This is a genomic window from Micromonospora sp. 050-3, from assembly GCF_046549335.1.
Taxonomy (GTDB): Bacteria; Actinomycetota; Actinomycetes; order Mycobacteriales; family Micromonosporaceae; genus Micromonospora; species Micromonospora trifolii.
Window position 1 is genome coordinate 1,544,549 of sequence record NZ_JAJPVX010000001.1, and the last position, 15,717, is coordinate 1,560,265.

Annotated in this window: 13 protein-coding genes; 7 read left to right on the forward strand and 6 right to left on the reverse strand. The window is 72.4% G+C overall.

The genetic code is table 11. The features are described from left to right. Positions 1 to 18: 18 nt before the first annotated feature. Genes ACLJOK_RS07075 through ACLJOK_RS07095 form a run of 5 tightly spaced genes read right to left on the reverse strand, consistent with a single transcriptional unit; the run spans position 19 to position 6,598 of the window. Positions 19 to 399 carry a DUF742 domain-containing protein gene (locus ACLJOK_RS07075; RefSeq protein WP_410816992.1) on the reverse strand — a complete coding sequence of 127 codons (381 nt, stop codon included), beginning with the start codon at positions 397 to 399 and terminating at the stop codon, positions 19 to 21. After that, complete coding sequence (locus ACLJOK_RS07080; RefSeq protein WP_238676806.1) at positions 377 to 826, reverse strand: roadblock/LC7 domain-containing protein; 450 nt, start codon at positions 824 to 826, stop codon at positions 377 to 379. Before ACLJOK_RS07080 ends, ACLJOK_RS07075 begins: the two co-directional genes overlap by 23 nt. Next, on the reverse strand, positions 823 to 2,775 hold the full coding sequence (locus ACLJOK_RS07085) for a nitrate- and nitrite sensing domain-containing protein (protein ID WP_410816994.1): 1,953 nt from the start codon (positions 2,773 to 2,775) through the stop codon (positions 823 to 825). The genes ACLJOK_RS07080 and ACLJOK_RS07085 overlap by 4 nt, the downstream gene beginning before the upstream one ends. Then, entirely contained in the window at positions 2,772 to 5,333 is a 2,562-nt protein-coding gene (locus ACLJOK_RS07090; RefSeq protein ID WP_410816996.1) for a LuxR C-terminal-related transcriptional regulator, read from the reverse strand. Before ACLJOK_RS07090 ends, ACLJOK_RS07085 begins: the two co-directional genes overlap by 4 nt. 5 nt (positions 5,334 to 5,338) lie before the next feature. After that, a complete protein-coding gene (locus ACLJOK_RS07095) occupies positions 5,339 to 6,598 on the reverse strand; it encodes an Hsp70 family protein (protein WP_410816998.1) in 1,260 nt (419 codons plus the stop codon). Between the two features lie 301 nt (positions 6,599 to 6,899). On the opposite strand from ACLJOK_RS07095, the gene ACLJOK_RS07100 reads away from it, so the two are divergent. The 7 genes from ACLJOK_RS07100 (at position 6,900) to ACLJOK_RS07130 (ending at position 15,255) form a co-directional block, all read left to right on the forward strand. Further along, complete coding sequence (locus tag ACLJOK_RS07100; RefSeq protein ID WP_410817000.1) at positions 6,900 to 7,787, forward strand: IniB N-terminal domain-containing protein; 888 nt, start codon at positions 6,900 to 6,902, stop codon at positions 7,785 to 7,787. A gap of 115 nt (positions 7,788 to 7,902) precedes the next feature. Next, the gene (locus ACLJOK_RS07105; protein WP_410817002.1) at positions 7,903 to 9,753 is read left to right on the forward strand and encodes a dynamin family protein; all 1,851 of its coding nucleotides are present in this window, start codon (positions 7,903 to 7,905) and stop codon (positions 9,751 to 9,753) included. Continuing rightward, entirely contained in the window at positions 9,750 to 11,210 is a 1,461-nt protein-coding gene (locus ACLJOK_RS07110) for a hypothetical protein (RefSeq protein ID WP_410817004.1), read from the forward strand. Before ACLJOK_RS07105 ends, ACLJOK_RS07110 begins: the two co-directional genes overlap by 4 nt. Positions 11,211 to 11,347: 137 nt before the next feature. Beyond that, positions 11,348 to 12,370, forward strand: a complete 1,023-nt coding sequence (locus ACLJOK_RS07115) for an ABC transporter substrate-binding protein (RefSeq protein WP_410817006.1) — start codon at positions 11,348 to 11,350, stop codon at positions 12,368 to 12,370. A gap of 31 nt (positions 12,371 to 12,401) precedes the next feature. Further along, positions 12,402 to 13,409 (forward strand): FecCD family ABC transporter permease, encoded by a 1,008-nt coding sequence (locus ACLJOK_RS07120; protein WP_410817008.1) that lies wholly within the window; start codon positions 12,402 to 12,404, stop codon positions 13,407 to 13,409. Between the two features lie 2 nt (positions 13,410 to 13,411). Then, positions 13,412 to 14,485: a FecCD family ABC transporter permease gene (locus ACLJOK_RS07125; RefSeq protein WP_410817010.1), complete on the forward strand. Its 1,074-nt coding sequence runs from the start codon at positions 13,412 to 13,414 to the stop codon at positions 14,483 to 14,485. Beyond that, positions 14,482 to 15,255 (forward strand): ABC transporter ATP-binding protein, encoded by a 774-nt coding sequence (locus tag ACLJOK_RS07130; protein ID WP_354944171.1) that lies wholly within the window; start codon positions 14,482 to 14,484, stop codon positions 15,253 to 15,255. The genes ACLJOK_RS07125 and ACLJOK_RS07130 overlap by 4 nt, the downstream gene beginning before the upstream one ends. A 63-nt stretch (positions 15,256 to 15,318) precedes the next feature. Here ACLJOK_RS07130 and ACLJOK_RS07135 read toward each other — a convergent pair whose 3' ends face one another. Beyond that, entirely contained in the window at positions 15,319 to 15,609 is a 291-nt protein-coding gene (locus tag ACLJOK_RS07135; RefSeq protein WP_410817012.1) for a DUF1540 domain-containing protein, read from the reverse strand. Between the last annotated feature and the right edge of the window lie 108 nt (positions 15,610 to 15,717).

The following is a 15,717-nucleotide window of genomic DNA, read 5'->3' on the forward strand; positions in this document are numbered from 1 at the left end:
CGGGTGGCACTGCCCGGGTCACAGCCCGCGAAGCCCGACGAGTATCGCCTCGAGCAGATGCTCGGTCGGCAGCTCCGACAGCATCGGCGGGTCGTGCGTCTCGATCAGCCCGGCCGCGAGCAGGTCACCGAGCAGCACCCGGACGGTCCCCAGCGGAAGATCCAACTCGGCACCCACCTCGGCCACCGACACTGGATGGTGACACAGCTCGACGATCCGCGCCTGTTCAGGGAAGAGCGGTGTGGGGGGCGTGACCCCCCGCCGGGCGACGACCAGCGAGATCAGGTCGAACTTGCCGCGTGCGGGCGCGGTGCGCCCCCCGGTCATCGTGTAGGGCCGGGCGACCGGACCCGCGTCGTCGTCGTACCACGCCTCGTCAGTGGTGCCGCTGGTGTGCACCAGTGTCCCCGATCGTCACCGAGGAGGCCGGGCCCAACGTGATCGGCAGGTGCTGCTCGGCCTGCCCCACGAAGAGCGCCACCTCGTACGCCATGTCACCGACCTCGACGTCGTCACCGGCGATCCGCACGGTGAGGATGGTCCCGTTCGGGATGGTGGCGATGAACAGGAACGCTCGCGACATCTGCACCACGACCTGGCGCAGCCGACCCGCGTCGCAGGTCCGGGTGGCGGCCAGCCCCAACGCGATCAGTCCGGCGACCACGCCGGAAATCTGCTCGGCCAGCTTGTCCCCCACCCGCCGCGAGCCGCCGAGCGGCAGCCCGTCCGGTGAGAGCACCACGGCGAACTCCGCGCCGTGCACCCGGTCGACCAGATCGTTCAGGGCGTCGGTCAGACCGTCCTCGGCGACCACTGCAGACGTCATTGATGTCTCCTTGCTGTTCTCGCGACTGGCAACTCAACAGTGTCGAGGCTGGTCCTGCCGTGTTCCGGACCGGTCGGCCCGGGGTGGCGGACCCGCGTCGGCAGCGCGCCGTCGCCGTTGGGGTCGGGCAGTTCGGCGCCGGTGCGGGCCCGTGGGTACGGGGTGTCGGGTGGTGCGCTGGCCGGTGTGCGGCCGGTGTCGGTGACCGCGATCAGCCGGGAGGGGAGGAGCACGATGGCTGCCGTCCCACCCCGCCGGCTGGGGCGCAGCGAGACGTGGGCGCCGCAGCGGCCGGCCAGGACGGCGGCGGCGTACCAGCCGGCGAGGCCCGCGGGCGGGCCGTCCGGTGGCGGGTTGCCGAGCAGGTGGTTCGCCTCGGCCAGCGCGGCGGCGTCCAGGCCGGGCCCGTCGTCGACGACGAGGACGGCACACCCCTGCGGTCGCTGTTCGCCGCTGACCCGGACGGTGGTCTCCGCCCCGGAGAAGGCCAGGGCGTTCTCGATCAGCTCCGCCAGCAGGTGGATGACGTCCGTGACGGCCGGCCCCGCGAGCGACCACGGCCAGTGCGGCGCGATCAGGACCCGGTGGTAGTGCGGCACCTCGGCGACAGCGCCGCGCGCCACGTCGAGCAGTGGCACCGGGCGTCGCCAGCGGCGGGCGGGTGTCGCGCCGGCCAGGGTGATCAGTTTCTCCACGTTGCGTCGGACCCGGGTGGTGAGGTGGTCGAGTTGGAACAGCTCGCCGGTCTCCTCGGTGGACCGTTCCCGACGTTGCATCCCGTCCAGCAGGCTGAGTTGGTCGCGCAGCAGGACCTGGTTGCGTCGGGTCAACCCCAGGAACAGCTCCCGCTCGGCGTCACCCCCCGACGTCGCCGGTGCCTGCGCTGGGCTCGGCGTCTCCGGCGTCGGCGCCGGGAGGTCGGCGTTGGGCCTGGTCAGTTCGTCAGTGAGGCGTCGGACGGTGCTCGCCCAGCTCAGCAGGAGCACGAGCACGACGATGAGGCCGAGCCCCACCACTGCCCCGGTACGCGCGATGAGCACGGCGGCACCGGGGGTGGCGCGCTCGACGCTGCTGCGGGCGGTGTTCGTGACCAGTGTCTGCAGCGCGCCGAGGGCGGCATCCGCCGCGGCCCGCCAGCCCTGGATGGTGAGACCGGCCAGGGCGTTGGCGGTGCCGCCCTGGAGCAGCAGCCGGTCCTCCAGGGCGAGCAGGGCCGCGAACTCGGGGCCGGCCGCGAGGCGCTGATGCTCGCCCTGGCCGTCGGCCGGAAGGCCGGCCGCGGCCTCGGTGCGCGCGTATCGCTGGGTGCTGACAAGTTCGCTCAGCCGGCGCCGCTCGTCGGCACCGAGCCGTGCGCCGGTCAGGGCCGCGCTGACCACCGTGTCCTCCCGGGCGAGCAACTCCCGGGCGCGGGCCAGCGCGATCACCGCGCGGGTGTCGGCGGCCAACCCGCTCTCGTACGCGCCCCACTCCGGGCCGTACACCCGGAAGGCGACGTCGATGACCTCGTCGTACCCGCCAATCGCCGCGCCCTGGTCGAGCCGACCGCTGTCCACCTGGGATCGCCTCGTGCCCAGGCCGTCGAGCCGTCGGACCAGCTCACCGGCCCGGTCGCGGACGGTGCCGGCGCTGAGCAGCCGAGGGTCGCGGCCCTTCGTGAACTCGCGGATCTCGGCGGCGGCCCGGTCGGTGCCTTCGCGGGCCCCGACCAGCGAGGGCGTCGTCTGCCCCGCCCCGGCGATCGTCTCGGCGGTGATCCGACGCTCCGTCTGGAGGCTCAGAATCAGGCGGTCGATGGGCTGGCCCAGCGTGTCCGCCAGCGCCCGGACGCGCAGCAGGTCGACGGTGTCCTGGCTGGACACGTAGGCCGCGTACGACCAGAGCGTGATCAGCACGGCGGCCAGCACGGCCAGCCTGGCCCGGATCAGCCGAACATCGTTGCGGGTCATCGGCTCGCCCGCTGCGGCCACGGTTGCCCGGCGGTGTCGCTGGCCCGATCGGCGACGAGGGTGCGCAGCAGCGCCAGCAGCTCGGTGCGGTTGGCGCAGTTCAACCGGTTACGCATCCGTGCCACGTGGTGTTCGACGGTCTTGGCCGAGATGAAGAGCCGATCGCCGATCTCCCGGTAGGTCAATCCGGCCAGCACCAGCTCGGCGACCTCGTACTCGCGGTCGCTGAGCCCGTGCTGGGTGGGGCCGGCGGCCCGCGCCGTGCTCGCACCGGTCGTCGGAGTCTGCCCGCTCTGCCCACCGGAGGGCCGCCCCTGCAACGCTCGCGCGCACTCCAGCAGTGTGGTCATCGCCCGGCGATCCGCGGTGCGGATGGCGGCCTGCCCGGCGAGGCGGGCGCCGTCCCAGCACAACCCGGTGTCGTGCAGCCCTCGGGCGGCGGCCTCCACCCGGGTCGGGTCGACGACCCCCCGGAGCACCTCCACCCAGCTCTCCGCGGCGGCGGCGACCACTGCCGCGTACCGGCTGTGGCCGGCGGCGGCGAGCAACGCGGCGACGTGTTCGTCGGCGACCGTCGGCTCGCCGGTCAGGATTGCTGCGTGCAGCCCGCTCCAGTGCAACGGCACGCTCCACAGTGGTGGGTTGTCGAGGCGGTCGAGCAGCGCACGTCCCTGGTGCAGGTACGGCTCCAGCCGGGCCAGGTCACCCAGCCGCGCGCCCGCGATGGCCAGCTCACCCAGCGGCAGCAGTGTGAACAGGTCGACGGGGTGCCGCACCACTGCCTCCAGCGCCTGCCCCCAACCCCGCTTGAGCGCCCCGAGGTCACTGTTGCGCCGGCCGATGCCCATCCGGATCGCGGCGGCGAAGAGCTGGTCGCGTGACTCCAGCGGCCGCCCGTCGAGCGTGACAGTGGCGAGCCGCTCGCCGGCGGCGTGGATCTCGCCACGGACCATCAGGATCCAGGCCTGCAACAGCCGGTGGCGGCGGGCCATCAGCGGGCCGCCGACACCGGCGCCCAGGGCGCGGTGCAGCACCCGCTCGGCGATCTCCAGCTCACCGCAGTGCACCGCCGTCAACGCGGCGAGGGCCGCCGGGCTGTCCGGCAGCAACGCCGCTCGGCCATCCGGCTCCAGCAGCGCGGCGGCCTGCACGAGCGCGGAGAGCGCAGCGGTCGGCGGGCCGGTCACGCTCTCCCGTACACCGTTGGCCATCAGTCGGGCGGCGCTGGCGTGCAGGGTCGGCGGTTCGCCCGCCGGTTCGCCCGCCGGAGACTCGGTGCTGGCGGCCGGATCACCGGCGGCGAGCCCGCCGACGATGGCGAACGCCGCGGCCGAGGCGGTGCCCGACCACCGGAACAGCTCGACGCTGCGACCGACGTGACCACGGTGGGCCAGGGCGGTGGCGGCGACCACTGCCGCCTCGGAGCGCTCCGGGGGAGCGGCAGTGGCCAGGAGTCGGTCCGCCAGCCGAAGTGCGTCGTCGAGGTCACCGGCGAGCGCGGCGGCGAGCGCCTGCTGCGCGTTGGGTGGCCGCCCGGCCGCCGTGGCCGCCGCGAACAGCTCGGCGGCGAACGCCGGTTCGTCGGCCAACGCCTCGTCCGCCGCCGCGGCCAGGGTCGCGGCCGGGCAGTCGGCGAGCGCGCCGACCGCGAGCAGGGAGCGGACCAGCGGCAGCACCGCGCCACCCCGGGCGAGCTGCAACTCGGTGAGCCGCCGCCAGACCGCCGTCCGCTCGGTGGTGGGGCTGAGCGTCGCGACGGCCCGCCGGACGATCGGCGCGAGCCGGCCGTCCGCGCCGAGCAGCCCGGCCGCCCTGGTCGTGGCGATCAGTTCGTCCACCCCGGCCGGGTCCCGGCCCAGCAGCGCGCCGAGCATGCTCACCGGCAGCGCCCCGCCGACCGCGACGGCGAGCAGCAGTCGTCGTACCGCCGCGGGCTGGACGTCCAGGTCCGGCCCGAACTCGAGGATGACGGACCGGGGTGGGTCCACGACCCCGGTCCGGGTCTCCGCGCCGGCCAGGCCGCGGGCCAGCCGTTCCACGTCCCGGGGTACGCCCGCGGTCTGCGTGTGGACGAAGTCGACAAGGTCTGCGGGGCGGCCCAGCTCGGGTGTCGCGGCGAGATGGGCGGCGGTCTGCTCCCGGGTGAACGGCGTGAGCAGCACGGCCTGCCCGTCGCGTCGCAGGGCGTCGACCAGCTCACTGAACGCCGCCGACCGGGGCCACGGGCGGTGGGCGACCACCAACCGGTGTCGCCGGCCGGCGACCAGACGCAGCAGCGCTTCGGTCCGCGCGTCGTCGAGCAGGTGCGCGTCGTCGACCAGCACCACAGTGTCGGGGTCGACCGGCTCGTCCGGCTCCGGCGCGGCCGTGCGGACGGCGATCCCGGCGCGCTGGTGGATGCGCTCCAGCTCGGCGAGGAGCGCGGTCTTTCCGTGACCGGCCGGGCCGGCGATGCCGACGGCGAGGGGGCCGGTCGGGTCCTGCGCGACAGTGTCCAGTAGCGCCTGCAACCCCTTGTCCACTGTCAACCCTGGTGCGGCGAGGTCATTCATGATCATTGGGGTCATCCTTCGCGTCCTCGGGCGCGGGCCAGCGCCAGGCGGGACGGCTTCGGCAGTTCCAGTGGGAGGACCCGGACCGGGGGCCGCGGTGGCGGATCGCCCGGAACGGTGTGCTGGGGGCGGCGTGGTGCCGGGAGGGTGGCCCGCCCGGCGCCGCTGACCGGGGCCGGAACGCGGGCCGGCGGCGGCTGGCGAGGGCGTGGTGACACCACCTGACAGGCGGCCATCGCCGCCCCGGTGGCGGCGGTCAACTGTGCGTCCGGCTCCACCTCGACGGGCACCGGGAGGGCCGCGCCGATCAGCTCGGTCACGAGTGGGACCCGGGTGGAGCCGCCGGCCAGGAGGACGCCGTCGAGCTGCGCCGGAGTCAGGTCGGCACTACGCACGGCCCGGAGCAGGAGGTCGACGGTGGCCTGCACCGTCGGGCGGATCATGGCTTCGAACTGCGCCCGGGTCACCGGCACCCGCGTCGGGCCGCTCGGCAGGGTCAGCACCACGTCGGCCGTGAGGTCGACTGTCAGCACCCGCTTGACCCGGTCACACTCCGCGCGCAGCCCGCGCAGCGCGGCCTGGGCCCCGCGGCGTCCGGTCGCGGCCAACTCCCGGGCCAGCACGGTACGAGCATGCTCGGCCAGCGCTTCGTCGAAGTCGGCGCCACCGATCGAGTCGAGACCCTGCGGGGTGCCGAACGTCTCGTACGTGCCGCGCGGGGTGCGGCGCACCAGGGCCGCCTCGAAGCTGTTGCCCCCCAAGGCGTACACCACTGCCGTGCTGCCCGCGAACCCGCGAGCGGCGTGGCTCTCGGCGACGGTGACCGTGCGGGGCAGCAACGTCACGTGCCGTAGGCCGAGGTTCGACAGTGCCCGGTGCAGCACCTCCCGCCGATAGGGGCGCCACCCCGCCGGGTGGCTGAGCACTATCGCCTCGGCCGCCCCGCCCTCCAGGGCGTGGACACGCTCCACCACCCAGGCCGCCAGCTCGGCGGTCAGCGTCTGCGGCGCGCACGGCTCGCCGCCGAGCAGCACCGGCACGTCGTCGCCGATCCGGTGGACGAAGTCCCGGGTGGTGCGGCTGCCGTCGTCGGTCACGGGCTCGCCGACGCGCAGCGAACCGTCCTCGGCCAGGCAGAGCACCGACGGCATGAGGGGTGAGCCGGCGCTCAGCGGGACGGCCTCGGGACGGGTCCAGGTCGCCCCGCGTCGCCGTGCGACGGCGGCGGCGGTGTTGCTGCTTCCGATGTCTATCCCCAGGACGTACGGCATCGTCTCTGTCTCTCCCCGTGAGTCGGCCGGTCGGTGGCGATGGCGCCGGCTGCCCGACGACCCACCCCCGGCGAACCCCGCGGGCTCCTACGTTCGTACCAGAGATCAGTCCCTGGTCGGGACCCTAATCTCGCCGGGACGGTTTCCCCCTGTCCCCCTAACGTACGAGGTGGGGGAGCCCCTAGTTCAACCGGCCCGGATGCGGGTTCAGCCCCGATGCCCGGGGGCGGGTCCCGGCAATAGCGTCGTCACCGTCGACGTACGACACCCCGCCCATGCCACATCCGAGGAGAACCGGCACATGGACTCGCAGCAGACGCTCCACGACTTCGTGCTTGACCTACTGACGAACCCGGACGCGCGGTCGGCCTTCGACCTCGACCCCGAGGGTGCGTTGCGGGGCGCCGGGCTCACCGACATCACCGCTGCGGACGTGCAGGACGTCGTACCGCTGGTCGTCGACTACGCGCCGGGTGCGGGCCTCGCGCCGTTGGCCTCGCCGGTCGGGCAGTTCGGGCTGGACCCGCTTCTCACCGACACCACCGACGTGGTGGGGCAGTTGCAGAGCGTGGCGCAGCAGATCAGCGTCACCAGCTCGCCCAGTGGCGTTGACGTCAAGGCCGGCGTGCTCGGCGCCATCGCTGTCGACCCGTCGACTGCCGCCGCCGGGGTCACCGTGCTGCCGGGCATCGGTCTGGGTGTCGGCCCGTACGGCCTCGACACCGACCTGGCCGGTGTCTCCGACGTGGCGCACACCCTCGACGCCGACGTGGTGCAGCCGGTGGACGCGATCGCGGACCCGGTGCTCGGGGACGTCACCGGCGCCGTCGGCGACCCGAGCGGTCTGCTCGGCGTCACCGACTCGAACCTGATCGGCGGCGACCTGACCGGTGGTGTCCTCTCCGGCACCCACGGTCAGCTCGGCGGGGTCGTCAGCTCCCTCGGTGTCGACGACACCCTTGGCGGGCTGGGCCTCGGGCACGGCGACGGTGTCGTCGGCGGCGTGGTCCCGCCGCTCGACGTGCCGTCGACGGTGGGCGGCGTGACGCACCAGGTGGACAGCCTCCTCCCCGGTGTCACCGACACTGTCGGTGACGTGACCGGTGGGGTCACCGATGGTGTGCTCGGCGGCGACTCGCACGCCTCGTCCGATCACGGGCTGCTGGGTATCACCGGCGGTCTGCTCTGACCCGGATTTCCGGTCGGAGCGGAGGGCCGGATCGTCTCGGGCGATCCGGCCCTTCCCGGTTCCACATCCGGTCCCTCTTGATAATTAAGCCGAAATCCGCACACTTGGTGCGGTGATGGCCGGGATCTGGTTGGACGTGCTGGACGAGATCGCCCGCACGTGCACTGCACACGGTCGCGGTGACCTACTCCAGACGGTGCGGCAGAAGCGCGCGCAACTGCTGGACCCGACGCTGCGTGTCCTGGTCATCGGTGAGCCGAACCAGGGCAAGAGTCAGCTGATCAACGCGATCATCAACGCTCCGGCCTGCCCGGTCGGCGACGGTCGGACGACGGTCTTGCCGACAGTGGTGCAGCACGCCGAGGCGCCCACCGCGGCGGTGGCGCAGGCGCCGCCACCAGCCCCGGGGCATCCCACCGCCGTCGCGGTGACCGTCGAGCGGACCCCGGTGGCGCTCAACCAGGTCGCGGCGGGCGTGGCCGGCCTGGTCGGGCGTCGGCCGGGCGGCGGCCCGGCGTACGTCGAGATCGGACTGCCCCGTGCCCTGCTCGGTGCCGGGCTGGTGCTGGTGGACACTCCCGGCACCGACGAGGTCGCCGGCATCGGCGCCGCCGCATCGGTCGCCGCGCCCGCCCGTGCGGACACCGTGCTGCTGGTCTCCGACTCCACGCGGGAGTTGTCGGTCGCCGAGCTGAACATGCTGCTGCACATCATGCGTTCGCATCCGAACGTGGTGGTGGTGCAGAGCAAGACCGATCTGGTGGCGGACTGGCGTACTGTCGCCGAGCGCAACCGGCAGCACCTGGCCGAGGCGGGAATTCCGGCGACGCTGATCCCGGTCTCGGCGGCGCTGCGACTGCGCGCCGCCGCGGCCGATGACCGTGGGCTCAACGCCGAGTCGGGTTTCCCCGCGCTGATCGCCCGCCTGCAACGCGATCTGGCCGGCAAGGCCGACCACCTGGCCCGGGCGGCGGTGCAGACGGTGGCGCGGACGGTGGTGGAGCAGTTGGCCGCGCCGCTGCGCGCCGAGTTGGCGACCCAGGAGGAAGAGGAGCAGTCCGGGCCGATCTCCCGGCTGCACGCGGCGCAGCGCGAGGTCGACGAGCTGCGCCGGTGTTCCACCCGGTGGCAGAACACGCTGACCGACGAGATCACCGACCTGCTCGCCGACCTCGAGTACGACCTGCGCGATCGGACCCGACAGATCCTGCGCGCGGTGGACGAGGCGTTCGACACCGCCGATCCGTTGGTCGCCTGGGACACCTTCCAGGACTGGCTGGAACGGAGCCTGGTGGAGGCGGCGGAGGCGAACCACGAGTGGCTGATCCAGCGCTGTGACTGGATCGCCCGGCGGGTGGCCGCCAACTTCGACCGGTACGGCTACGACGTGCTGCCGCCCTGGTCGATGACGATGCCGGACGACATCGGCGAGCGACTGCCCGAGCTGCAACGGCCGACGATCGACCGGTTCACCACCAGCCAGAAGTTGTTCACCGGGATGAAGGGCTCGTACGGCGGCATGCTGATGTTCGGCCTGGCGACCACCCTGGCCGGCATGCCGATGATCAATCCGGTCTCGGTCGGCATCGGGGCGCTCTTCGGCGGCAAGAGCATCCGCGACGAGAGCAAGCAGTTGCTCCGCCGCCGCCAGGCGACGGTCAAGACGGCCATCCAGAGGCACGTCGACGACTTCTTCGTCAGGATCATCCGAGACTGCCGCGACGCCGCCCGGCAGGTCCAGCGGATGCTGCGGGACCACTTCACGGGGCTGACCGAGGAGCTCCAGGAGGCCATCGTGCAGTCGTTCCGCAGCGCGAAGCAGGAGGCCGACACCGATGCCTCAGTGCGCGAGCAGCGGCAGCGCGAGATCCGGTTGAAGATGAACCGGCTGGCGGCGGTGTACGAGCAGGCCCAGCAGTTGACCGGCGCCCGCTCCGCCCCGCTGCTGCTGGAGCCGCAGGCATGACGGTGGGGGTGCGCCTGGACGAGGCGGCGTGGGGGTTGCTGCACCAGGCTATCGAGCTGTACCAGGACAATCCCCGGGCCGTCACTGAGCTTCGGCAACAGGTGGCCCGGTTGGAGCAGCCGCTGCGGATCGCCATCGTCGGCCCGTGGCGGTCGGGCAAGTCGACGGTGCTCAACGCGTTGATGGGCGAGGAGGTCGCGCCGGTCGAGCGGGCGGACAGGGCCTTCACCTGGTACGAGGACGGCGCCGCGCCGCGCGCCACCGCCTACCCGGTCGGGCAGCCACCGCAGGAGCTGGCTGTGGTGAAGTCGGCGACCGGGCTGCGGGTGGATCTGGGCTGGGGTGCGGGGGAGGTGCGCGACATCGTGGTGCGGTGGCCGACGCGGGCGCTGCGGCAGATCACGCTGATCGACACCCCGGCGGTCACCGGCGGTGCCGAGCAGGGCCGGGCGCCGGTGTTGGAGCGGGTGCTGCGCGACTCGGACGCGGTGTTGTACCTGACCCGCGACGGTCGCGACAGCGATCTGCGGGTGCTGGAGTCCGCAAGGGACAGTGCCGTCGGGCAGTCCGCGCCGGTCAATGTGATCATGGTGCTGTCCCGCGCCGACGAGACTGGTGGCGGTCGGATCGACGGTCTGCTCACGGCCCGCCAGCTCGCGCGCCGGCACTACCGCGACCCGAGGGTGCACGCGCTCAGCGTCAACGTCGTGGCGTGCAGCGGCATGATCGGCCTGGCCGGCCGGATGCTCGGTGAGTCGGATTTCGCCGCGCTCGCGACAGTGGCCCAGGTGCCCCGGGCGGAGCTGGACGTCCACCTCATCTCCGCCGACCGCTTCCTCCGTGGCGAGCTGCCGGTACGGCTGGACACCGAGGTGCGCGCCGCGCTGCTGGGCCGGTTCGGGGTCTTCGGTGTCCGGCTGGCGGCCACGCTGGTGCGCAGCGGGTTCGACAGCCGGGTGAAGCTCTCCGCCGAGTTGATTCGGCGTAGCGGTCTCACCGAGCTGCGCGAGTCGGTGACGCGGTGTTTCATCGATCGCCGGGACGCGCTGAAGGCGCGCTCGGCGCTGGCCGCGGTGGAGGCGCTGCTGCGGGCCGAGCCCACCCGGGGCTCTGCCGAGCTGGTCGGCGCGGTGGAGCAGATCCTCGCCGGTGCGCACGAGTTCCGGGAGTTGCGCCTGCTGGTGGCGTTGCGGAACACCCGCCTGGGGTTCGACGCGGAGCTGGCCGCCGAGGCGCAGCGGTTGGTTGGCGGCGACGGGGTGGGCCTCGCGGCGCGGCTCGGTGTCGAGCATGAGGCCGACGTGCGGCAGCTCTGGGAGGTCGCCTCCGACGCGCAGTGGCGGTGGCGGGACCGGGCGGAGGACCCGCTGCTCCCGTTGGCGCAGCGGCGCGGTGCCCAGGTCGTCGTCCGCAGTTGCGAGGGGATGATCGCCGAGCTGGCCGCGGGCGGGCGCTGAGCGTCAGATCACCCGTTTCGCGGCCGTCTTTCGAGGTGGGGGCATCCGGCGTTGGCCAAAACCGGAAGCGTTGGTTAGCCTAACCTAACTTTTGGGCCGGATGGCTCGCTTCTCTTCGAAAGATCGGGAACTTCACCATGCACTCATGGCGTCCGGTCCTGGCCGTCGCGGCGCTGAGCGCCGTGCTCGGCGGGCTCACCGGTTGTGGCAGCGACACGGGCAACGGTGACACCGCCGCCGCTGCCACCGCCTCCGGCCCCTGGTCTTTCAACGACGGCTCGGGCACTGTCGTCAAGGCGGACAAGACGCCGACGCGGATCATCGCGCACGCCGGTGAGGCCGCGGCGCTCATGTCCTTCGGCATCAAGCCGGTCGGCGTCTACGCCGACGAGCCGGTCAAGACCGACCCCAACCTGAGGAACCTCGACCTCACCGGGATCGAGATCCTCGGCGAGGAGTGGGGCAAGATCGACGTGGAGAAGGCCGCCGCCCTGCGTCCCGACCTGATCGTCGGCGACTGGTGGCCGGCCGAGAAGGCGCACAGCGGCATGGAGGAGGGCGTCGACGAGAAGAGCAAGAAGCTCGCCGAGTTGGCCCCCATCGTCGGCGTCACGCAGGGCAAGTCGATTGTCGCGCTGGCCGAGGGGTACGAGGATCTCGCCGAGAGCCTCGGCGCCGACGTGGCCAGCCCGCAGATCGCGGCGAACAAGAAGCGCTTCGAGGACGCGGTGACAGCGTTCAAGGCGGCCACCTCGGCCAAGCCGGACCTGACAGTCGCTGCGATGTCGCCCTCGACCGAGAAGGTCTACGTCGCGAACCCCGAGTACGCGCCCGAGCTGCTGGACCTTCAGACCTGGGGCCTGAAGGTGATCAACCCGGCCAGCCCGGACCCGGCCTTCCCGTACTGGGAGAACCTCAGCTGGGAGAACGCCGACAAGTACCAGCCGGACCTGATCCTGTGGGATGGCCGATCCTTCACGCCCACCGCCAACGCCGAGTGGACCACGAAGCAGCCGACCTGGTCCAAGATCAAGGCGGCCAAGGTCGGTGCCACCGTCTCCTGGCCGGCGTTCTGGCTGCACACGTACGGGGACTTCGCGACCGAGCTGGACAAGCTGACCCAGGCGGTCAGGGCCGCTGATCCGAATGTCGGCAACTAACCAGATCGGGACGCGCACCTCGACGGGAGGCGTGCGGCGAGCCTCTGCCCTCGGGCCGGGGCTCGCCGTCCTCTGCGTGGTCCTCGCCCTCGTCGGCTTCCTGAGCGTGACCATGGGCTCGCGTTCGATCGGGCTCTCCGAGGTGCTGCACGCCCTGTTCAGCCTCGACAGCGACGGGCCGATCAGCAGCACCGTCACGCTGGAGATGCGCGTACCCCGCACTCTGCTCGGCATCCTGGTCGGCGCCGCGCTCGGGGTGGCCGGGGCGATCCTTCAGGGCGTCAGCCGCAACCCGCTGGCGGACGCGGGAATCCTGGGCATCAACTCCGGCGCCGCCGCGTTCGTGGTCTTCGCCATCACGGTGCTCGGGGTGCGCGGCGTCGGCGTCTACGTCTGGTTCGCCTTCGCCGGCGCGATCGCGGCGCTGGCCCTGGTGTACGCGATCGCCTCGCTCGGCCGGGAGGGCGCGACCCCGGTGAAGCTGGCCCTGGCGGGCGCGGCGGTCACCGCTGGCCTGACCTCGGTGACCAGCGGAATCGTGATGACGAACGTGGACGCCCTCAACGAGCTGCGGTTCTGGCAGGTGGGGTCGCTCGCCGGTCGGTACACCCCGATCCTGACCGGGGTCGCGCCGTTCCTGCTGATCGGCCTCGCCGCGTCGCTGGGCTTCGGTCGGGCCATCAACGGCCTCGCGCTCGGCGAGGACGTCGCGCGTGGCCTCGGCCAGAACGTGACCCGTACCCGCGCGGCCGCCTTCGCCGTTGTCGCGATCCTCGCCGGCGCCGCCACCGCGGCCTGTGGACCGATCGTCTTCGTCGGGCTCGTCGTACCGCACCTGGCGCGGTTCATCTGCGGCCCCGACTACCGCTGGATCCTGCCGTACTCGATGCTGCTGGCGCCCATCGTCCTGCTCCTCGCCGACGTGCTCGGCCGGGTGGCCGCCGCCCCCGACGAGGTTCAGGTCGGCGTGATCCTCGGGCTGATCGGCGCGCCCGCGTTCATCGCGATCGTGCGCTACGGCCGGCTGTCGGAGGTGTGAGCATGGTGACGACAACGACAACGAGCGACCGCCGCTCTGCTCCGTCCGGTACGGCAGCGGCGCTGCGCGCCAACCGTAGGCGTCGAGCCGGCCGGTCCGTCGTGGTGATCTGCGCCCTGACCGCGACGGTCATCGCCCTGTTCGTGCTCACCATGATGGTGGGCAGCTTCCGCATCGGCGCCGCCGAGGTCATCGCCTCGGTCCTGCACCTGTCCGACAATCCCAGCGTCGACTTCGTCGTCCGTGGCCTGCGGCTGCCGACCGCTGCCGCCGCCCTGACCGTCGGGCTCGCCCTCGGCGCGTCCGGCACGATCTTCCAACAGTTGCTGCGCAACCCCCTCGCGTCCCCGGACTTCGTGGGGATCACCTCGGGGGCAGGGCTGGCTGCCGTCACCGGGATCGTGCTCCTGCAGGCCGGTGGGCTCGTCGTCAGCGGTCTCGCCCTCGGTGGCGCCGTCGCCGCCGCCCTGGCGATGTACCTGCTGGCCTGGCGCGACGGCGTCAGCGGCTACCGCTTCATCCTCATCGGCATCGGGGTGGCGGTCTTCTTCGAGGGCCTGATCGGCTACGTGCTCAGCCGGGCGCAGCTCTTCGAGGCCCGCCAGGCCGTGCACTGGCTGATCGGGTCGGTCGGGCAGGCCAGCACCACGGAGCTGTGGGTGCTCACCGCCGCCCTGGTCGTCCTGCTGCCGGCCGCCACGTTGCTGCAACGGCCACTGAGCGCCCTCGCGCTCGGTGACGACGCCGCCCGGATGCTGGGTGTCCGGGCGGAGCTCAGCCGGGCCGGGCTGCTCGGCACCGCCGTCGTGCTGGTGGCCCTGGCGGTGTCGGTGGCGGGCCCGATCGCCTTCGTCGCCCTGGTGGCCGGGCCGATCGCCCACCGACTCCTCGGCCCAGCGGCCCAGGGCGTCCTGCCCGCCGCCCTGGTCGGTGCCGCGCTGCTGCTCACCGCCGACCTCGTCGCCGTGCACCTGCTGCCCACCCCGTTGCCCACCGGCGTGGTGACTGGTGCGGTCGGTGCGCCCTACCTGCTGTGGCTGCTGGCCACCACCAACCGACAAGGAGCGGGTGGATGACCCGACTACGCGCCGAGGGCCTCACCCTCGGCTACGACGACCGGACCATCGTCGACCACCTCGACGTCGCCGTGCTCGACGGCAAGGTCACCGCGATCGTCGGCGCCAACGCCTGCGGCAAGTCCACTCTGCTCCGCGGCCTGGCCCGACTGCTGGCACCGCGCGACGGCGCCGTCTTTCTCGACGACAAGCCCCTCGCCGACCTGCGCAACGTCGACGTGGCAAAGGTGCTCGGGCTGCTCCCGCAGACTCCCGTCGCGCCCGACGGCATCACCGTCGCCGACCTCGTCGCCCGTGGTCGCTACCCCCACCAGGGGTGGTTTCGACGGTGGAGCAACGACGATCACGACGCCGTCGCACGGGCCCTCGACGCCACCGGCACCGCGGATCTGATCGACCGTCCGATCCGGGAGTTGTCCGGCGGCCAACGCCAGCGGGTCTGGGTCGCCATGGCCCTGGCCCAGGACACCGACCTGCTGCTGCTCGACGAACCCACCACCTACCTGGACATCAACCACCAGGTCGAGTTGCTGCGGCTGCTGCGGAAACTGAACGCGGAGTCCGGCAAGACCATCGTCATCGTCATGCACGATCTCAACCTCGCCTGCCGTTACTGCGACCACCTCATCGCGATGTCCGGCGGTGCGATCGTCGCCGAGGGAGCGCCGGTCGACGTGGTCACCGGCGACCTCGTCGAGCAGGTGTTCGGTCTCAGCTGCCTCGTCGTACCCGACCCGATCGCCGGCACGCCGATGGTCGTCCCCGCGTAGCCGGCCTCGAACGCGGACGAGGGACGGCCGTGGTGGCCGTCCCTCGTTTGCGTCGCGCCGGGATCAGCGCGGATCGTACGTCTGACAGTCCGCGATGTCCTGACCCGGACCCACCCGGATGGACGGTGCGTGGCACTCCAGCTCGGCGTTGTGCTGGCAGTCGTCCCGCTTGCAGGCGCCGACCTGGGCGATGACGCGGTCCAGCCCGCCCTTCGCCGAGGTGTCGATGAACGTGGCGCAGCTCGCGTTCTGTTGCCCGATGGTGATGGCGAACGCGTGGCAGCCGTCGTGGTTGTAGCCACAGTCGGTGACAGTGCACTCGTGTACCCGCGGCATCTCCAGCATGTCGGTCATGGCGATCTCGCTTCCGTCGGTGGTGCCGGGTCACCGTCATACCCGGCCTCGACGGGACAACTCCCTATCAGCCGTCTCTTTTGGGGATGTTTTGCATAGGCCAGCCTT